The sequence below is a fragment of the Agaribacterium sp. ZY112 genome (assembly GCF_041346925.1).
Lineage (GTDB): Bacteria > Pseudomonadota > Gammaproteobacteria > Pseudomonadales > Cellvibrionaceae > Agaribacterium.
Genome location: NZ_CP166840.1, coordinates 2,994,670 through 3,013,845, shown reverse-complemented (window position 1 = coordinate 3,013,845; position 19,176 = coordinate 2,994,670). Strand labels below are relative to the sequence as shown.

Sequence of the window (19,176 nt, the reverse complement as noted above, 5' to 3'; positions counted from 1 at the left end):
TTTGCAACAGGAACGTGAATGACCCCAGAACGAAAAGAGCGTATCAATGAGGTGCTAAGCCTACGTCAGCCAGATTTATGTGTCGTAACCGACAAGATCGTTAAAGACCGCAACCTCGCAGCTATTATACGTACCTGTGACGCGGTCGGAATTCAACATGTACACTGCGTCGTACCCAAAAGTGAATATAGAACCTATCGAGGCACATCAGCTAGCGCAGATAAGTTTGTTGATACGGTGCATCACGCTTCGGCTCCGGAAGCATTAGCCGAACTCAAAGAGAAGGGTATGCAAATTGTTGCTGCACACTTCAGCCCCGATGCGATTGATTACAGAGACATTGATTACAGTAAACCAACGGCTTTAGTCATGGGCACAGAAATTGAAGGTGTTAGTGATGAAGCGCTGAATTACTGCGATGCCAAGATTGTGATCCCAATGATGGGTATGGTGGAGTCTTTTAATGTGAGTGTGGCTGCAGCCATTATTCTCTCAGAGGCTCAACGTCAACGCCAAATCAAAGGGGCTTACGATGTACGCAAACTCGATGATGGCACCTATCAAACACTTTTCTTTCGCTGGGGTTACCCCAAGCTTGCCCATTATTGCGACGAGAATAAGCTGCCATATCCGCCTTTAGACGAAAACGGGGATCTGATATCTGGAACGGCCCCAACACAGACCGTGGACTAATACAGGGTTAGCAAGCATAGTTTTACTTTAAGGCTGATAAAAAAAACCCGACACCTCGGGGGGGGATGTCGGGCTAGGACCATTAGGAGTAAAACATCGAGGGGCTAGGCCCTCTAACGCTGCTACCAAATCAGCGTTGCCGGTAACTCACTTGGGGGAGGTCAGTTACCGTTAAATTAAGTATGGGTGAAGCCAATCGTTTTACCAGTTCAAAACCGCCTTGCCTTAAACCGTTTTTTTATAAACTCAGTCTCTTTAGTAGCTAGTTGTAGGTACAGACTTTCAACACCTAAGATAAGCGGCAATCGGAAAGTAAACCGGCGGCTTTTATAAGCTGCTCACCTAATTCATTGTTGGTATCAGAGCGTAGAAACCAATCATTAAGATTCTCAGACATTTGACGTAATTTGCTACAGGAAGCAGCAAAGTTAGGGGTAATTGTTTCATATTGCATACCAAGATCGGACACGCTGAGCTTGGCCAACTCATTCAGCTCGGCATTGACACAACTAACCAAGTCAAACACCCGATCTTTTACATCGATACGATTACTATCCCAAAAACCTGCTTCAAGTGCCTGCCTTAAAGGCACAAGTATGTCTAGGGCCTGCTCAATATTTGCTGAGCTACTCATGTAAACCTCCGTTAATAGCTTGATTTGAGTATAGTCAGCTAGTTAAGTCGCGTACGAAGAATTACAGTCAAGTTTAAATAGGGGGCGGTAGTAATAAGTAAAGCCCCCTAAACTTTTATGAGGCTAAGGAATTAGGGCGGATAAGCCCTTCTTGGGCGCTGTTTACGACAAGATTACCAGAGCTGTCGTATATGGAGGCTGTTGCAAACCCGCGCGCATTGCCTGCCCAAGGGCTTTGCATCTGACAGAAATGCCACTGATTAAGATCGAGCTCGGCCTTATGAAACCAAAGAGCGTGATCGACACTGGCAACAGCTAACTCTCCAGAAAACAAGCTGGTCGGGTGAGGTAGTAAGGTGGTAGCAAGCAAGCCTAAATCGGATGCAAAGGCCAGTGCAGAAGCTTGCAATCTAGAATTCAAAGGCAGCTTGTCACGGGTCTTAATCCAAAAACCTGCTTTAGCCTCATGGCAATCACTTGAGCTTAAACTTGCTTCTTGCACCGGTACGATGACAAAAGGCATTAAAAGCTCATCTTTAGGTTCGTTTAACAAGCCTGGATTGGCGGCTAATAGCTGGTCCGGATCAGGCAGGGTGCAAAGATCTATGTGTTGCTGATGCTCGTAGCCGGGCTCCTTAATGTGAAAAGAGAGATGCATGGTAAAAATAAGCTCACCTTGTTGCATGGCTCGAACACAGCGATTTGACATACTTTTACCATCTCGTATGCACTCAACTTGGTAATTCACCACGTCACTACTCGTGCCAGCTCTTAAAAAATAGGCGTGTAAGCTATGAATGTGGCGATCATCCGTTACGGTTTTTTGTGCTGCACTTAATGCTTGAGCTAATACCTGACCACCAAAAAGCTGGCGGCGAAAGTTTTCGCGATGCAACAAACTACAAAAAACATGCTCTTCTGACTCACTAACATCTAATAACTGAACAAAATCCGTCTTATTCAAACTGCATCCCTGAGTAAATACTGCTAAAGCCACATTGCCATATGGCCGATACCCTAGCAATCGAAAGCAACAAAGCCAACCATTATGAACAATTTGCTTTTAAAGCTCGGCCTAGTACTCATTAGTGGCAGTCTGATGAGTTGTACTTGGGATTATAATACTCAAATCTGGCAGCATGGTTTGAGGGAAGTAGGCTTAAAAGAATCGGTAACGATTCAGCGAGACTCCGGTTGGCGCCTGCATAGGCAAAGCCATATAGCCATTGCGACCGTTGATAGAAACCAGAGCTACCCTCGCAGTGTTGCACGTTTAGGCATGGAACTAGAGACTCAGTTTAATGACTATTTCACCCATGTTGTTCGCTTAGATAGCAACAATAACAGACAGGAATTACTAAGACAGGCGAGAGAAGCAGGCTGCGAATTTATTGTTTTTGTAGAGCTTAACCGTGTAAGCGATCAGCTAAGCTCTTGGACGGAATTAAGTGAGGGCCGGCACCAACACCCTGATAAAGAAAAAGGTCCAGATAAAGTCGCTTTGCAGGTGCAAATGTACGATACAACAAGCGCTTTTTTGGTCGAACGTGCCCAGCTTAATGTGGAGTCGGCTATGTTTAATAGCGTCGACGATAGTGCCATCGACCTATTTGACCACGCCTTAGCCGACTTTGTCTCTGCTTTAGCAGGCTTAAAAGCAGCCTAGACCTTACAGGTTTATATACAAAACCTCACATATTGGGGTAATTAGGTCCGCCGCCACCTTCGGGGGCAAGCCAACGTATATTCTGGCTCGGGTCTTTTATATCGCAGGTTTTACAGTGCACGCAGTTCTGCGCATTGATTTGCAGTATTTTCTGTTTATCTTTTTCAATAATCTCATAGACACCGGCAGGGCAATAACGTTGAGCGGGTTCATCCCATTCATCCAAATGTTTGAGAGTAGGCAGACTCGGATCCGTAAGCTGTAAATGACAAGGTTGATCTTCTTCATGATTAGTGTTCGATAGATACACTGATGACAGCTTGTCAAAGCTGAGCTTACCATCAGGTTTTGCATAAGTTATTTTTGTCGCCTGTGATGCATTTAATAGGCCTTCATGATCTTGTCGATCAACGCTTAAGGTCCACGGTAATGTCCCTCGAAACAGATTCAGATCAATAAAACTATAAGCTGCCCCCCATAAAGGCCCCCAGCGTTTAAGCGCAGGGCCGAAATTTCGCTGTAAAAAAAGCTCTTTATAAGCCCAGCTTGCCCGATAAGCCTCATTAAAGCCTTTGATATTTAACGGTAGAGCAGTTTCTTGAGCTGCGGTGGAGTTAGAAAGCGATTTGTGTACTTGTTCAGCGGCGATCATGCCACTTTTCATGGCCGTATGTGTGCCTTTGATTTTGGCAAAATTAAGCGTACCTGCATTGTCTCCAAGTAAGAGTCCACCGGGAAAGCTCATGCTTGGTTGGCTTTGCAGACCACCTTTACTAATGGCTCGTGCACCGTAAGCTAGGCGTTCACCACCGACTAAGAATTCAGCATACGCTCGGTGGTGCTTTAAGCGCTGAAACTCATCAAAGGGACTGAGATGAGGGTTCTTATAGTCAAGATCAACAACCAAGCCCACAGCCACCTGTTGATCTTCAAGATGATATAAAAAACCGCCTCCGCCACTTAGACTTTCATTCAAAGGCCAGCCAGTCGTGTGTACGACTAGCCCTGGTTGATGCTTTTCTTTTGCTACCTTCCAAAGCTCTTTTAGACCCAGCGCGTAGTGCTGCGGCGTCTTACCTATATCAAGTTCAAAGTGTTTGATAAGCTGCTTGCCTAAATGACCACGACAGCCTTCAGCAAATAAGGTGACAGGGGCTTTTAGCTCCATGCCAGCCATAAAACCTGTTTTCTCTTTGCCGTTTTTATCTAGCCCCATGTCTCCTGTAATAATGCCCGCAACACGCTTATTGTCATCAAATAAGATTTCTTGCGCCGCAAACCCTGGGAAGATTTCAACCCCCAAACTTTCAGCCTGCTCAGCCAACCAACGGCAAAGGTTGCCCAAGCTAACGATATAGTTACCTCGGTTATGCATGGGGAAGGGCACCGCCCAAGATGGAATCGAACGGCAAGACTCTTCAGAACCAAGCCAATAGAAGCGATCTTCTTTAACATCAGTTGTTATGGGGGCTCCCTTTTCACGCCAGTCGGGAATCAGCTCATCCAGCGCGTGAGTTTCGATAACCGCCCCGGAAAGTATATGCGCTCCCACTTCAGAGCCTTTTTCAACAATACAAACGCTTGAGTCGCTGTTGAGCTGTTTCAGCCTAAGTGCGGCGGCCAAGCCAGCAGGGCCCGCGCCAACAATAACAACGTCATATTCCATGCATTCTCGCTGCATTTGTCTCTCCTTATAAGCTTGCTCTTAAAGTATAGGAGTAAGCGCGCCATTAGCCGAACACATTGAAAATAGACCAAGCGTATTCTTAAATGGAATAAGGACTATACTCAAACCATCAACAGATAATTCAAATAACATTTAAACCCAAGCTTTAGGCCGCGCTTATGAAAGTACTGGTTCCTATCAAACGTGTTGTGGATTACAACGTAAAAGTGAGACCTCTGGACGATGGCAGTGATGTCGATTTACGCAACGCCAAGATGTCCATCAACCCCTTTTGCGAAATAGCTGTCGAGGAAGCAGTACGACTCAAAGAAGCTGGACTCATCAGCGAAATCATTGTTGCAAGTATCGGCAACAATAAAGCCGTGGAACAACTCAGAGCTGCGATGGCTTTGGGTGCCGACAGAGCCATACACGTTGTTTGTGAAAGCAATCTCGAGCCTCTCGCTATTGCTAAATGTCTACAACAGCTTGTTGAACAAGAAGAACCGTCTTTGGTAATACTGGGCAAGCAGAGTATCGATGGTGATAACAATCAAGTCCCGCAGATGCTTGCAGCGCTTTGCCAGTTGCCACAAGCAACCTTTGCATCAAAACTTGAGCTTACCGAAGAGTCGGTAACAGTCACACGAGAAGTAGACGGTGGCCTGCAAACATTAAACGTAGATCTACCCGCATTGATTAGTACAGACCTGCGCTTAAATGAACCTCGCTTTGCGGCTCTACCTAACATTATGAAAGCAAAGAAAAAGCCTCTTAAAAGCTTAAGCATCAGCGAACTAGGTATTGATATAAGCCCTCGCTGTAAACTCATTCAGGTCAGCACCCCAGAGCCTCGCCAAGCAGGCATTAAGGTTTCCAGCGTGGACGAGCTCATCGACAAACTTCGAAATGAAGCCAAGGTGGTCTCATGAGTATCCTTATCATTGCCGAACACGAAAACGCCAAGCTTAAAAACAACCTCGCAAATTTAATCTTTGCAGCTAAACAGCTTGGCGATGATATTCACGTTTTAATCGCAGGCCACTCATGTTCAGCGATAGCGGATGCCGCATCTCATTACGAGGGGCTTACCAAAGTTCTCAGTTGTGATGCAGAGCATTATGAACATCAACTCGCCGAAGAACTCAGTCCCTTAATCACCGACATTGCCAAGAACTACAGTCACATCCTGTTTGCTGCAACCACAACAGGTAAAAACCTGATGCCTCGCGTAGCAGCTATGCTAGATAGTCAGTGTCTCAGTGATGTTTGTTCAATTAACAGCGACACCCAATTTGTTCGCCCCATTTATGCGGGCAATGTACTCGCCACCATCGAGTGTCATGAGGCCATCAAGCTATTAAGCATACGCTGTAGCAGTTTTGATGCAGTAGAGCAGGGCACAACATCGGCCCCTATTGAAGCAATAGAAGCAAGCAATAGCTTTAAACGTACCCGCTTTGTCTGTGAGGAGCTTGTCGAAAATGAGCGCCCAGAGTTAAGCACCGCAGAGATTGTTATCTCTGGAGGCAGGGGGCTTGGCAGTGCAGAAAACTTCGAGCTTATTTATTCACTAGCAGACAAGCTAGGAGCCGCCGTAGGTGCTTCTCGTGCTGCTGTGGATGCAGGCTTTGTTGCAAATGACATGCAAGTTGGCCAAACAGGAAAAATAGTTGCGCCCAACTTATATATAGCCGTAGGTATTTCGGGAGCCATTCAACATCTAGCGGGTATGAAAGAAAGTAAAACCATTGTGGCTATTAACAAAGATGAAGACGCACCAATTTTTCAAATTGCCGATTATGGTTTAGTCGCCGATTTATTTGACGCTGTGCCAGAACTCACTAACAAGCTTTAACGCTTCTAAGTTAAGAAAAGCGCAGTCAAATAAAGACCCCACATTCAAATCAACATGCCTTTAAAGCAAACTAAAGGCATGTTCTTGAGCACCATTTGTGACCTTAGCCTCAAGACGTTATACACTTTGCGTATATTGATCCTTGAGCTGAAGCATGAGCCACTTTTTCCAACCTTGCAGTAAAGTCCAAAAAGACCGCCACATCATGCGTGAAACCGATGCACGTATGGCTAAATACAGCCGCAGAGGCTTGGTCTTAAATTTTGTCGCATTCTTAATTTGCATACTGGGCGGGCAATTTGTTCAACAAAGCCCTCTTTTTGCCATCATCCTCACCACAGGCCTATTAGTGGTAACCTTGATGCGCGGCATTTATTTATTCCGTTTTGATACACTTTACCCAAGAGGCCCTGCACGCTGGCGACAATCTTATTTTATTGTGACCCTGATCGGCGCCGTGTGGTGGGGCGTGATTATGGCCAGCATCACCTTAGTTGTTGGGCTCGGTTACGAAACCCCTTTACTGTGGTTATATACCGTCGTATTTTTCTCTACCACAGCCCATGCGTTTGCGCCTTATCATCGCTTTTTATCTTATTATCAGTTTTTTGGGCTTATACCCGCAGCCGCGGCCGCTATCTATTTAGGTGGTTGGAGCGCGACGATTTACGGCGCACTTATGCTGATGTTTTATCTCATTTTGGTCCATCAATGTCGCCTAATTGCAGATAACTACTGGGAAAAGCTAGAAGCAGGTTACGCTCTAGGAAAGCGTGTAGTGAACGACGAACAGGCCCGAATCACAAATAAAACAAACGCAAGACTTAGCCGAGACTTCCTTTCTAGCCTCGATAGAGATCTAAGTAAAAAACTGGCCGCAAGAGAATACAGTGACTCAGATGTAGTTCGTGAGCACTTAGGTGAACTACAAGATAAGCTCAGCACTTTCCGCAGTATGCTTGCACGAGACTTAGTCATCCATTCTCGTATCTTTAATGTACGCCATGAAATTCAATACTTGGTTTCCGAGTTTATTGGCGAAGCTGAAGCAAAACAGGTTCACATCGAAACCGCACTTTCGCCAAATCTACCAATGCGCCTAAAAGGCGATCCTCTTCGCTTTGCCGACATTGTTCGTAGTTTGATCGCTCAAGTGCTGCATGACGCCGAGTCAGTCGCCCTTATTGTTGAGGTGCAGTTTTTACGTGAATACGAAACCGCTGGTGAGTTGCATGTAAATGTACGCCGAATGCGCCCGAAAGAACAAAAACTAGGGTTTGAAGAAAGAGAAACAGAAGAAAGCCTAGAGCTGGTTCTAGCTAAAGGCTTAGCCAATCTTATGGATGGTGAGATAGAGCAATTAAACACACCCACCTACGATTATCACCTGCGTTTTACTGCCAAGCTAGATATTGCTGACAACAGTGGTCAAGTTGATTTCCATAAAAACCGCTTCCACGGCAAGTCGATACTACTTATTGGCAGTACTCCTGCGATTGTCGATATAAAACGCCAAGAACTTGATGCACTTGGCTTTGAAATCACCACCGAAACTCAGTACCGCCGAGTACAAAGCCTCTTGCGTGAGCGGGTACAAAGCAGCAGTGCGATTGAAAATATCTTGATTTACCACGAGGACACAGAGGATTGCCAAAAACTACTTGAAACCTTACGCGATGCCGACGAATTTAAAAGCGTTGACAAGTTAATCGCAGCTTCTGAAGGCATGCACGCAGCTCTTAATAAGCAAGGCTTTGATGAAAGCCTTGGTTTTTATTTTGTCAGTAAGCCACTTGGTTTATTCGAGCTTGAATCTACCTTTGAGTATATCTATGCAAGCAAAGGTGACACCGATGCTCAATCTAAATGCCAAGACGGTACTATTGTCTTTATTGGCACCGAAAGTGAAGCAGCCAAACTAACAGAAGCCTGTGAACACCTAGCTGGGCAACACTTACTTTTGGCTAATAAAGATAACTTAACTCAAGCTCTATCCGACGCAAACAACCCCATGGTTGTTATCCCTTGTACACGCAACGATGAAAGTGCGAGCCTATTGGATATCGTTCGCCAACACGAAGCCTTTAACAAGCAAAATAGCAAAGAGCAGGGCGATAGCTTTATTCCGATTGTAGGAGTGGGCATCAACTGCAGTGGGCGAGACGTAAATGCCTTTGAGGCCGGCTTTGATGATTATTTAAATATGGCCAGTGCTAGTAGTAAGACATTAAGCTCAACCCTGCGCTATTGGCGCTCCTTAGATTTATAAGGCTTGGAGCGCTTAGACAGTTCTATTTTATCGATAGTATTGACCGTCATCTTGGATAACTTATTCAGCAAATAATTCACACAATTGAGGCAGCATTCTTATTTAAGTAATTTTCCATTTAGTTACTTACAACTAACACAAACGGAGCGTGTATTATGTCAGATCAGAGTAAATGCCCTTTTTCTCATTCGGTTCAGAAGCAAGCCGCAGGACGCGGAACTACCAATAAAGACTGGTGGCCGAACCAACTTCGACTCGATATTCTCAGCCAGCAATCCAACAAGTCTAACCCTATGGACCCAGACTTTGACTATGCTGAAGCGTTTCAAAACTTAGATTACCAAGCCTTGAAAAAGGATCTAGAGAGCTTAATGACGGACTCTCAAGATTGGTGGCCTGCAGATTTTGGCCACTACGGTGGGCTATTTGTGCGTATGGCTTGGCATGCTGCTGGAACCTATAGAGTCTCCGATGGCCGCGGTGGTGCAGGTACGGGCAATCAACGTTTTGCACCACTAAACAGTTGGCCTGACAACGGTAACCTTGATAAAGCGCGCCGTTTACTTTGGCCCATCAAACAAAAATACGGTAATCGAATATCCTGGGCTGATCTACTCATTCTTACCGGTAATGTCGCACTTGAGTCGATGGGTTTTAAAACATTAGGCTTTGCCGGCGGCCGTGAAGATATCTGGGAGCCTGAAAAAGATATCTACTGGGGTGAAGAAACAGAGTGGCTTGATGATCAACGTTATTCAGGCGAGCGTGACTTGGAAAACCCATTAGCTGCGGTTCAAATGGGGTTAATCTACGTTAACCCAGAAGGTCCTAATGGCAACCCCGATCCTAAACTAGCTGCTCACGATATCCGCGAAACCTTCGCCCGCATGGCAATGAATGATCAAGAGACCGTAGCGCTTATTGCCGGTGGGCATACCTTTGGTAAAACCCATGGTGCTGGCGATGCGGCTCATGTGGGAGCCGCACCTGAAGCCGCTGACATTACTGAACAAGGCTTTGGCTGGAAGAGCAGTTATGCATCAGGAAAAGCCGGTGATGCCATTACCAGCGGCTTAGAAGTCACATGGACAAGTACACCGGTTGAATGGGGCATGGGCTTTTTTAACAACTTATTTAGCCATGAGTGGGAACTCAGCAAAAGCCCCGCAGGTGCGCATCAATGGGTTGCTAAGAACGCACAAGAGAGCATTCCCGATGCCTTTACCCCGGATAAAAAACACCGCCCAACAATGCTAACAACAGACCTTTCTCTTCGCTTTGATCCTGAGTACGAAAAAATATCTCGTCGTTTTTGGGATAAGCCCGGAGAATTTGCCGATGCGTTTGCTCGCGCTTGGTTTAAGTTGACTCATCGAGATATGGGGCCGAAATCACGCTACTTAGGCCCAGAGGTTCCTAGTGAAGAGCTCCTGTGGCAAGACCCGATCCCTGCAGCGAGTCAGCCCGTAATAGACAACGAAGATGTTGCCCAGTTAAAAAAGGTCATTGCCGACTCCGATTTAAGCATTAGCGAAATGGTGTCGACAGCATGGAACTCGGCAGCGACTTTTCGTAGCTCAGATAAACGAGGTGGCGCAAATGGTGCTCGAATCCGCTTGGCACCGGCCAAAGATTGGGACTCAAACGAACCTGAAACCCTAAGCAAAGTACTCAGTGTATTAGAAGCTATTCAGGTTGATTTTAATTCGGCGAGCAAAAAGGTTTCCTTAGCTGACCTTATTGTTTTAGCGGGATCAGTTGGCATTGAGCAAGCAGCTCAAGCGGCAGGTAAATCCGTTACCGTACCTTTTACACCAGGAAGAACGGATGCCTCACAAGAGCAAACAGATGAACTGTCTTATTCATACTTAAGACCACTTGCTGATGGTTTCCGCAACTACCAGAAAGAAAAGTTTACCGTAAAAGCAGAAGAGCTACTTGTCGACAAGGCACAATTACTGAACTTAACTGCTCCTGAGATGACTGTACTCGTCGGTGGTATGAGGGCACTCGGTGCAAATCATGCAAACTCACTACTAGGCGTATTTACAGTTAACCCGGGTTCACTCAGCAATGACTTTTTTATCAACCTATTAGATATGAGCACCGAATGGAAAGAAACCAAGGAAGGTTCTGAACAATATCAAGGCTATGATAGAAACTCTGGCGAGCTAAAATGGACAGCAACACGTGTTGATCTTATATTTGGCTCCAACTCAGTTCTTAGAGCTATCGCTGAGGTTTATGCTCAAGCGGATAATACAGATAAGTTTGTCTCTGATTTTATCGACGCCTGGGTCAAAGTGATGAATCTTGATCGCTTTGATCTGAGCTAATGCTCAATAACCTAGAATCCACCCTACAGTTGACACATCTATTATAAAAAAAACACCTGCAAACGCGGGTGTTTTTTTATCTTTAGCACTTCGCCTCAAAGCGCCTTTAGATGCTTTAGAGGAAAGAGAAAGGCTCTAATAACGCTTAGCCAATTCCTTTGCATCGGTTTTACTAGCTGAAGGTTTTGCAAGGAAATCCACCATGATATTACCCGTCTCGATTAAGAGGGTATCGCCATCTACATCAATCTTTGGAGGGCCAGCCTGTTCTTGCTCTTCTTGCTCTTCTTCACCTTGCTTTCTGAATTCTTCTAACGATTTATACAGCTCTATGCCTTTTGCTTTACGGCGCTCATTCTCTAAAACCATAGACTCGGTCTCTAGAGCCAGCTTGCGCTCTTCACGCTTTCTCTCATTTAGAGAGATCGTTTTTTGATCGGCATTACGCTCAACAAACTTGATACGATCAAGTAGATAGACAAAATCAGGGTCTGTTTTAATACGTTTTGCATGTTTTTTCTCAAGCTCGGGTACAAGCTTGCTGTAGTCATTATAGACAGGGTGGGGTACTGCTCTTATTTGATCCCAAGGCAGGGCGCTTGAATAAGAAGACTCGCCCACTTCGGTATCGTCAATCAAGGTTGGATAACTAATATCAGGTACAACACCACGATGCTGAGTGCTATCGCCTGAAACACGATAGAACTTAGATTCAGTCATCTTTAAGTTGCCCAACTTAAGCTCTTTAACACTCTGAACCGTGCCTTTACCAAAAGAACGTGAGCCAACGACTAAGCCACGACCATAATCTTGAATAGCTCCAGCAAAAATTTCAGATGCCGAAGCACTTAAACGGTTGATCATAACAATAAGAGGGCCGTCATAATAAGGGCGACTAAAGGCCTGATTTTGTCGGCCTACACGCCCATCCGAACTTTTTATCTGCACAACCACGCCACGATCAATAAATAAGTCTGTCAAACTTGTAGCCTCTGTTAAAGAACCACCACCGTTATTGCGAAGATCCAAGATTAAACCATCGATTTTCTCTTTTTCGAGCTCTTGGATTAAGCGAGCAACGTCTTTGGTGCTACTTTTATAATTAGGGTCACGGCGCATAACCGCATCAAAATCAATATAAAAATCAGGTAACTGAATAACACCCAATTTATAGATACGGCCATCATCATCTGGTAGCTCTAGAATCGCTTTTTGCGCAGCTTGATCTTCAAGTTTTACTTTATCGCGATTGATTTTAATCACACTGGTTTCACCACCAGAAAGGGCGCCTGCAGGTAATACCTCTAGCTTAACAACGGTGTTCTTTGGCCCGCGAATCAGTTGCACGACTTCATCTAAGCGCCAACCCACAACATCGATCACCTCACCATCATCACCTTGGCCAACACCAACAATACGGTCAGCAGCTTTTAATTGCCCTTGGCGTGCAGCCGGACCACCCGTAACAAGGCGAACCACCTTAGTAAATTCGTCCTCAACCTGAAGTACCGCGCCAATACCTTCAAGCGACTTGCTCATATTGATATTAAAATTCTCGTTGGTGCGCGGGGACCAATAATTAGTATGTGGGTCAAAGAGCACGGTAAGAGCATTTAACATAATCTCAAATACATCTTCACTTTTTTCTTGCTTGATACGGTTGAGCTGATTGGTATAACGCTTAGCTAAGGTTTCGCGCGCTTCATCAACGGTTTTACCCGCCATCTTCAGATTTAATACGCCAAGCTTGATACGCTTATGCCACAAATCATCGGCTTCACCCATGGTTTTAATCCATGGTGCATCCTTGCGATCTATTTCTACGCTGTCATTGCCATCAAAACTGAAATTAACGGTATCGTCTTCCAATATGGCAATAACATTACTTAAACGATCACGAACACGCTGTTGGTAGATTGCATAGATCTGATAGGGAACACTCAAATCACCTTTGTTAAAGAAGTTGTCAAACTCATTTTCGTACTGACTGAAGCCCTTTACGTCCTTGTCATAAAAGAACATTTTGGCAGGGTCTAAACTTTCTAAGTACTTGTCGAGGAAATCCCGACTGAGCTGATCATTCATTCTCTGCTTATTAAAGTGGCCGTCTTGTAAGCGATATAACAACTCCATAGCGGTCGCACTTTGCTCAGTGGTGTAAGTCAAAGGGGCTTTAGTAGGAACGGCAGACGCAGATACAGCGAGTAATACAACAAAGGGGCTTAAAAACTTGAGCAAACGCATAGACTATTCTTGTCTTGAGAAATTGGAAGGTACACGGGCATACTAGACTAAATATATCACATATAGTTCTGCTTACCGTGCACCAAGCCCGAAAACTCAGCTTCAGCCATGGTATAAAGAAGCTGTAACTCGACCAATATAAAGATTATTAAACATAGACCTGTACTAAATAGACAGTGCTAAGTTTTAAAGAAGAAAGGTGGCCAAATTGAATCGTTTAGGGCTCTGCATATCACTTTTGATGATTTCATTCAGTAGCGTATCTGAGGTTATGCGTTGGACAGATGAAGAAGGCAACGTTCATTTTGGTGATACAGTACCAGTCGAACATCAGGAATCCGCCGAGGCTGTTGAGCATCCGCCAATCAATACCGTTGCTCCTGAAGACAACATTCGCTATCAAAACTCTCAAGTTGTACAGCGCTATCGAGCTGAGGATGAGCAACGTGCACGAGAGGCTCGTGAACGACAAGAAAACCCAGCTAATAAGCCTGAAGAAAGCTCGCAAAGTTCAGAGCCCGCTAAGTTAACGCGTGAATACTGTAGAAATAAGTTTATCAATACCAAAGCGCTCACCGAATGCTTTCATAGGGTCGAGCGTCAAAACCAGTAAGTCTTAGCCATAGCTTTAGCAGGCTCCTTATCTAATAGGAATGAAGAGTTAGGAATGGGGGAGCTAGAGCCTTAGCTAACAAGCCCGTCGCTATGTCCAATACTGTTTAGTATTGGACATAGTCGATTCAAGGGTATTATACTTGGTGAGATTCATTTAATCCGTAATAGGGGTACTGAGTAATAACGCTCTTTTTATCACGTGAAACATTGGGTGATTGACGACCTAGAGGGTAAATCTCTAATACCTACGGTAAGTTACTGATATATATAGGGTTTTAAAGATTACTTTTGTTTGTTTCGCTTGTCACAATGCTCGAATGACCAAGATCTACAAACAACCCCTTAACGGTGTACCTTAATGGTAAACCTCTTGGGCTCCGCCAAGGAACGTCCCAGCATTGTTTGCCTGATAACACGATTGGTATGTGTTTTAATCGATGCCGGCAGCCCTTCAGGTTTTTCAAAGTTTACCTGCTCGCTGTCTGAGTACGTGATGGTGTTAGCGGAGTGCTGTGTATTCAACATGATGGGCTTCTTTTCTTCCTTACAAAATCAAATTCTACTTGCTCTTTAATCTAAGCTCTCAATTGCTTAATCCACTTTTCTATCCTTACCACTTTCAGCCCTAACTCTATTTTCAGTTTGTACATATACCGTATCGGTTGTCGCCATACTAGAATGCCCTAAATCTTCAGACAGGTCCTTTAAGGCTCGACCTCTCTCAATTTCCATACTAGCACCAGTATGTCTCAACCAGTGACTTGAAGCCTCCTTTAGCTTCCTAGCGTTATCTTCGCCTTGTGCAGTCTTCATTTGCTCATACGCTTTATCAAAAACAGCTTGAACTATTCGGGTCAATTGCCGTGAAGTCATACCTCCTTGACCTCGAATTTTCTCAACAATGGGCTCGTTTTCACCAGAGGAAGGCAAAGGGCTTAAGCCTCTATAATCTCTATACCGCTTTAGAAAGGTAATAAAGCTATCAGGAACGGTTGTATCCCTCAATTTACGCCCTTTACCAAAGACTTTTAGCCACCAACTACCGTCAGAGTCTTGCCAGAAATGGCTCATTATTGGTGTCCAGTCTTTACGCTCAGAAAGCTCCGATATACGTAGAAATAACGTTTTAAGAGCGCATATTACAAACAAACTACGTTCGTATAGAGGGTCTTCATTTGCTAAGTCATGCACAACATCAAAAACATACTGCCATTGGTTTTCTGTAAGCCGTCTTATTTCTTTAACTTGAACGTCTTTAATGAAATGGCGGCAATCATTTTTTGCTATTTGGGCGGGATTACCGTAGAGATATTCCTCGTTCATTAGGTACTTATATAACGCAATCACAGCTGTGAAAGTGGCCGTTAACGTTTGTTGCGATGGTCTGTATTTTTTCTTGTCGACAGCCTTAGACCTGTCTGCGCTTTTGGGTTGCTTAAACTTATAGGGGGCCCATTTAGCGTTTTGTATGTACTGACCATTCCTAAATACAAATTTTTCATGATTGGCTAAGCAAATCCATGTTACCGGTGGTTGCCAGCAAAAATCTGCGTACTCGAGTATGTCAGCTTTACGTAGCTGATCCATACGTACTTTTTTAATTAAAAAGACCCACAGTAGAAAACGCTCAGTTTCATTTCGAAAACGTGTATATGTGTGTTCAGACTTATTTCGTCCGATATAATTCAGAAACGATTGACCCCAATTCCAATGGCTTAACCACCAAGACTCACCAGAATGTAAAAACTGTTTTAGTTCTTTGTATTCGTCGAAATCAACGTCTTTGAGTTCAGTGTATGTTGGATACAGTGCAACAGGTTTGGGAATGGCCATAAATTTGAGTTATTACGGATTAAAAGAGTTTCCTCAAGTATAAAGCCCCTGATACCCTATGTCGAATACTAAAGGGTATCGGAAATATAGGGTGTGCCACCAACTGTCTCATAAAAATAAGCCACCAAGTAGAAAGCCTTAATCCGTTAAATATTATTATTACAGATTGTATTTCTAGCCTTTCTATAGATGTGAATATGGCTAAGGCCAGGCACTGTACCAACTACGCGCCAACAACGGCACCAATTCAGGGGCATTAAAGATCATCGCCACCCAGAGAAAAATACCGCGATCATGCCGATTAGTTTCAAGCTAGGCCTGCTTACTCAAGAGATCGCCCTGTTTAAAGCTAAAGAAGTCGCTCAGCTTAAGCTACTCGAAGTTATGAGCTTACCAGCTGCTTATATCAAGGGCGCTGTTGCGATGCAGCGCTCAAAGAAACAAATCCATAAGTTTTGATATCTACGCTTTTAATAAGGAAGTGCGTCAATTAGAAGTTTAAGCAAAGTTCGGTACGGATATAAATCCTGAGGATTTATATCCGGCTGTTAAAAAGCATCGAGGTAAGTCACGCGATTTGCCCACGGTTGATCTGGGCTTGCGTGATTCGCTGATTGATTACATTGGGCTAAGAGGTGAAAAGGGCGAAAAATTATAGCCCTCCTCCCCTCTCTTTGTTACTCAAAAGGGTGGCCCCTACTCTCCAAATACACTTCAAGAGCATCTACCTGAAGAACAACTAGAGGCCGCGCTCTTGAGTCGTAGGTGTATTACTCAGGCTTGTGATCTGACTGTTCCCGTTATTTAACGCCCTGAGTGTCAGCCCAGATTCGTTTGCTATCCAATAGAGCTTCCATTGATGTTCTGCACAGTACAATGCTTTACGAAACAGCCTCTAAAACCCGTTTTTCTTGCCCCTCAAGTGATGGAAGTATTTTAAATGAACCTTTCCGCCTGATTTTTTCCTCCAAGTAGAAGCATTGCTCACAATTAAGAGAAAAGTAATGATGCTTGTATTGTTCAAATTCTGAAGGGTGTAAGGAGGAAAAATCAAATAGCTCGATTTTTTTTAATTCTTCAACACTTAAATATTTTGCTCCTGACCCACGAAGAAACCTGGATTCAGCGTCATCATTTGATAGGAGTACGCGAATATTAAATAGTAGCTTTATAGGACTCCAAACTTCGTGTTTAATTTCTAAAATACAGTCCGTAAACTTATTTTTAGTTTGATCCGGGAATAAGCCAAAGGTGTAATTGGCTGACCTAGAAACTCGCTTGCATACAATGGTGTAGCTAGTAGTGCTTCGCCTCTTTACAGAAGAGGAAATATCTTTCTTGAATGCCCCCAAAAATATTTATCATAGTTTGTTGTGTGGAGGCAGAGGTGATCGGTGACTTAGAGCTGATAATGGTCTGCAACGTGGCTGCGCAGCAAATAGATGACATCCCGTCTTTGGGGCATGTGTTTGTCGATTGGGGAACAGCGTTTAATATCCAGCAGGCCCGATTGTTTACTGAACCCGTTGCGCCAATTTTGCACACCGCGCAGAGCAGGATAGCGCTGGAGTTCATCTTGAGTCACCGAGGAGCCGCGTATCTACCACGGGCGCTGGTGCAACCCTATTTAGATGATGGGCTGTTATTTCAAGTTGCAGAATCATTAGAAATCGAACAAGAGGTTTATGCGGTTTACCTGAGTGGCGCAGGAGCAAGTCTTTCTCTGGGGCCAATAATCAACTTTTTGAAAGCTAGAGATATTAAACCTGAAACGACATTGGCTCCGATTGAGGATGAATTCTAGTCAATGTTATATGTATGCGATAAATAAAAGATAACGATATACAGCGCCGTCATTTAGGCGCATAGTGCCTTGCTGACATTGCTTCCATCAAGCTCTCTACATAGAGTGCATTGCTATTTGCACCCTATTACTCTCGATTTTATCAGTTCCAGCACCCAAGCCTTCCATCCAACATGCATATTGGGGTTACTATGAAGATAGAATTAATTACCACACCAAATCAGATACTTTGTGAAACGGGTTTTGACGGCTTCAACGCCTGCCAGGATGTTATAAATTTAATACAGAAAATGGGCCATAGCTGCAATATAAGTTCATATCAATTTCTCGCCGATTTGGATGATGTTTAAAAAGAAAACCTGACTTAGCTATCCTCGCGGTTAAATAAATTCCGATGGATAGTGGAAGACAAAATTTATGGTTATCGGAGTACTTCGTAACCCTCATATCTATTAAAGGAATCGATTATTTTATCTATTCCAATCCAAAGGCAACATATCATGCCATCCAAAGATAATGACGACCCTGGAGGTCCTTGGGGATCCCAGTCTAGCAATCCACCCGATCTCGAATTACTGGTAAAGCGCGGATTAGATTCCCTAAAACGCTTGTTACCTGGTGGCAGCCCCAGAGCAACATTTACAATTTTCATTCTGGCCATTATTGGCGTGAGTATATGGTCATCTTATTACACGGTGCCAAGCGACTCTTTAGCCGTGGTACAAAGGTTTGGCAAGCATTTAAAAGAAGTACAACCGGGGCTACATTTTAAACTGCCACTTGGCATTGATAAGGCAACGACTGTTCCCGTCAAACGGCAGTTAAAACAAGAGTTTGGGTTTTCAACACCGGGGGCCACTGATTCAAGTCAGGGGGCTAGAAATGGTGTGCGTGAAACCCAAATGGTGACGGGTGATCTGAATGCAGCATTAGTCGAATGGGTTGTTCAATACCGCATATCCGACCCGGTCAAATTTTTATTTGAAGTTCGTGAGCCAAGTGAAACGCTACGGTACGTGTCCGAGTCGGTGATGCGTGAAGTGGTGGGGGATCGAACTGTGGATGAAGTGATTACTATCGGTCGACAAGAAATCGAAGTCGATGCACTGGTCAAGATGCAAGAACTGTCGAGTAAGTACGTGATGGGCATCAGTATCGACCAAGTGCAGTTAAAAAATATCAATCCTCCCAAGCCGGTACAAGAATCCTTTAACGAAGTGAATCAGGCACAGCAATCGAAAGAAAAGCTCATTAATGAAGCGAGACGTGAATACAACAAAGTCATTCCCCTAGCGGAAGGTGAAAAAGATCAACGCATTCGTGAAGCCGATGGCTACCGGCTTAAGCGTATTAATGAAGCCGAAGGTGATGCTGCACGATTTAATTCACTCTTTACGGAATATCGAAAAGCACCTGAAGTGACTCGTCGACGCATCTATATCGAAACCATGCAGGATGTGATGCCCAGTATCCAATCAAAAATTCTGATGGATGATGAGATGCGCAGCTTATTGCCGCTACTCAATCTAGACACTACCCAATCTAAACACTAGGAAGG

The 19,176-nt window shown here is 44.3% G+C and carries 17 protein-coding genes; 11 read left to right on the top strand and 6 right to left on the bottom strand.

Going from position 1 to position 19,176, the window contains the following annotated elements:
- The first annotated feature begins 18 nt into the window (after positions 1-18).
- The gene (gene trmH, locus AB1S55_RS13120) at positions 19-693 is read left to right on the top strand and encodes a tRNA (guanosine(18)-2'-O)-methyltransferase TrmH (protein WP_370978634.1); all 675 of its coding nucleotides are present in this window, start codon (positions 19-21) and stop codon (positions 691-693) included.
- A 289-nt stretch (positions 694-982) separates the two neighbouring features.
- Here the strand turns inward: trmH and AB1S55_RS13115 are convergent, their stop codons facing one another.
- Both AB1S55_RS13115 and AB1S55_RS13110 read right to left on the bottom strand, forming a co-directional pair.
- Entirely contained in the window at positions 983-1,327 is a 345-nt protein-coding gene (locus AB1S55_RS13115; RefSeq protein WP_370978633.1) for a hypothetical protein, read from the bottom strand.
- 115 nt (positions 1,328-1,442) lie between these two features.
- Positions 1,443-2,291 (bottom strand): acyl-CoA thioesterase, encoded by an 849-nt coding sequence (locus AB1S55_RS13110; RefSeq protein WP_370978632.1) that lies wholly within the window; start codon positions 2,289-2,291, stop codon positions 1,443-1,445.
- Between the two features lie 84 nt (positions 2,292-2,375).
- Here AB1S55_RS13110 and AB1S55_RS13105 point away from each other — a divergent pair, with 84 nt between their 5' ends.
- A complete protein-coding gene (locus AB1S55_RS13105) occupies positions 2,376-2,993 on the top strand; it encodes a DUF4823 domain-containing protein (RefSeq protein WP_370978631.1) in 618 nt (205 codons plus the stop codon).
- Between the two features lie 25 nt (positions 2,994-3,018).
- Here the strand turns inward: AB1S55_RS13105 and AB1S55_RS13100 are convergent, their stop codons facing one another.
- Positions 3,019-4,674: an electron transfer flavoprotein-ubiquinone oxidoreductase gene (locus tag AB1S55_RS13100; RefSeq protein ID WP_370978630.1), complete on the bottom strand. Its 1,656-nt coding sequence runs from the start codon at positions 4,672-4,674 to the stop codon at positions 3,019-3,021.
- A gap of 164 nt (positions 4,675-4,838) precedes the next feature.
- Here AB1S55_RS13100 and AB1S55_RS13095 point away from each other — a divergent pair, with 164 nt between their 5' ends.
- The 4 genes from AB1S55_RS13095 to katG all read left to right on the top strand — a co-directional run bounded on the left by AB1S55_RS13095 (position 4,839) and on the right by katG (position 11,122).
- On the top strand, positions 4,839-5,591 hold the full coding sequence (locus AB1S55_RS13095; RefSeq protein ID WP_370978629.1) for an electron transfer flavoprotein subunit beta/FixA family protein: 753 nt from the start codon (positions 4,839-4,841) through the stop codon (positions 5,589-5,591).
- Positions 5,588-6,517, top strand: coding sequence for an electron transfer flavoprotein subunit alpha/FixB family protein (locus AB1S55_RS13090; protein ID WP_370978628.1), 930 nt, complete (start codon positions 5,588-5,590; stop codon positions 6,515-6,517). The genes AB1S55_RS13095 and AB1S55_RS13090 overlap by 4 nt, the downstream gene beginning before the upstream one ends.
- Positions 6,518-6,671: 154 nt before the next feature.
- Positions 6,672-8,786 (top strand): sensor histidine kinase, encoded by a 2,115-nt coding sequence (locus AB1S55_RS13085; RefSeq protein ID WP_370978627.1) that lies wholly within the window; start codon positions 6,672-6,674, stop codon positions 8,784-8,786.
- Positions 8,787-8,941: 155 nt separating this feature from the next.
- Positions 8,942-11,122, top strand: a complete 2,181-nt coding sequence (gene katG / locus AB1S55_RS13080) for a catalase/peroxidase HPI (protein WP_370978626.1) — start codon at positions 8,942-8,944, stop codon at positions 11,120-11,122.
- A gap of 135 nt (positions 11,123-11,257) precedes the next feature.
- Here katG and AB1S55_RS13075 read toward each other — a convergent pair whose 3' ends face one another.
- Positions 11,258-13,366, bottom strand: coding sequence for a carboxy terminal-processing peptidase (locus AB1S55_RS13075; protein WP_370978625.1), 2,109 nt, complete (start codon positions 13,364-13,366; stop codon positions 11,258-11,260).
- A gap of 199 nt (positions 13,367-13,565) precedes the next feature.
- On the opposite strand from AB1S55_RS13075, the gene AB1S55_RS13070 reads away from it, so the two are divergent.
- Positions 13,566-13,979: a DUF4124 domain-containing protein gene (locus AB1S55_RS13070; RefSeq protein WP_370978624.1), complete on the top strand. Its 414-nt coding sequence runs from the start codon at positions 13,566-13,568 to the stop codon at positions 13,977-13,979.
- A gap of 593 nt (positions 13,980-14,572) precedes the next feature.
- Here AB1S55_RS13070 and AB1S55_RS13065 read toward each other — a convergent pair.
- Positions 14,573-15,814 (bottom strand): tyrosine-type recombinase/integrase, encoded by a 1,242-nt coding sequence (locus tag AB1S55_RS13065; RefSeq protein WP_370978623.1) that lies wholly within the window; start codon positions 15,812-15,814, stop codon positions 14,573-14,575.
- Positions 15,815-16,108: 294 nt separating this feature from the next.
- Here AB1S55_RS13065 and AB1S55_RS13060 point away from each other — a divergent pair, with 294 nt between their 5' ends.
- Positions 16,109-16,273, top strand: coding sequence for a hypothetical protein (locus AB1S55_RS13060; RefSeq protein ID WP_370978622.1), 165 nt, complete (start codon positions 16,109-16,111; stop codon positions 16,271-16,273).
- Positions 16,274-16,695: 422 nt separating this feature from the next.
- On the opposite strand, the gene AB1S55_RS13055 is transcribed toward AB1S55_RS13060, so the two are convergent.
- Positions 16,696-17,166 (bottom strand): hypothetical protein, encoded by a 471-nt coding sequence (locus AB1S55_RS13055; RefSeq protein WP_370978621.1) that lies wholly within the window; start codon positions 17,164-17,166, stop codon positions 16,696-16,698.
- 35 nt (positions 17,167-17,201) lie between these two features.
- Here AB1S55_RS13055 and AB1S55_RS13050 point away from each other — a divergent pair, with 35 nt between their 5' ends.
- The 3 genes from AB1S55_RS13050 to hflK all read left to right on the top strand — a co-directional run bounded on the left by AB1S55_RS13050 (position 17,202) and on the right by hflK (position 19,171).
- Positions 17,202-17,618: a hypothetical protein gene (locus AB1S55_RS13050; RefSeq protein ID WP_370978620.1), complete on the top strand. Its 417-nt coding sequence runs from the start codon at positions 17,202-17,204 to the stop codon at positions 17,616-17,618.
- Between the two features lie 191 nt (positions 17,619-17,809).
- Positions 17,810-17,968, top strand: a complete 159-nt coding sequence (locus AB1S55_RS13045) for a hypothetical protein (RefSeq protein WP_370978619.1) — start codon at positions 17,810-17,812, stop codon at positions 17,966-17,968.
- Between the two features lie 150 nt (positions 17,969-18,118).
- Positions 18,119-19,171 carry an FtsH protease activity modulator HflK gene (gene hflK / locus AB1S55_RS13040; protein WP_370978618.1) on the top strand — a complete coding sequence of 351 codons (1,053 nt, stop codon included), beginning with the start codon at positions 18,119-18,121 and terminating at the stop codon, positions 19,169-19,171.
- Positions 19,172-19,176: the final 5 nt, after the last annotated feature.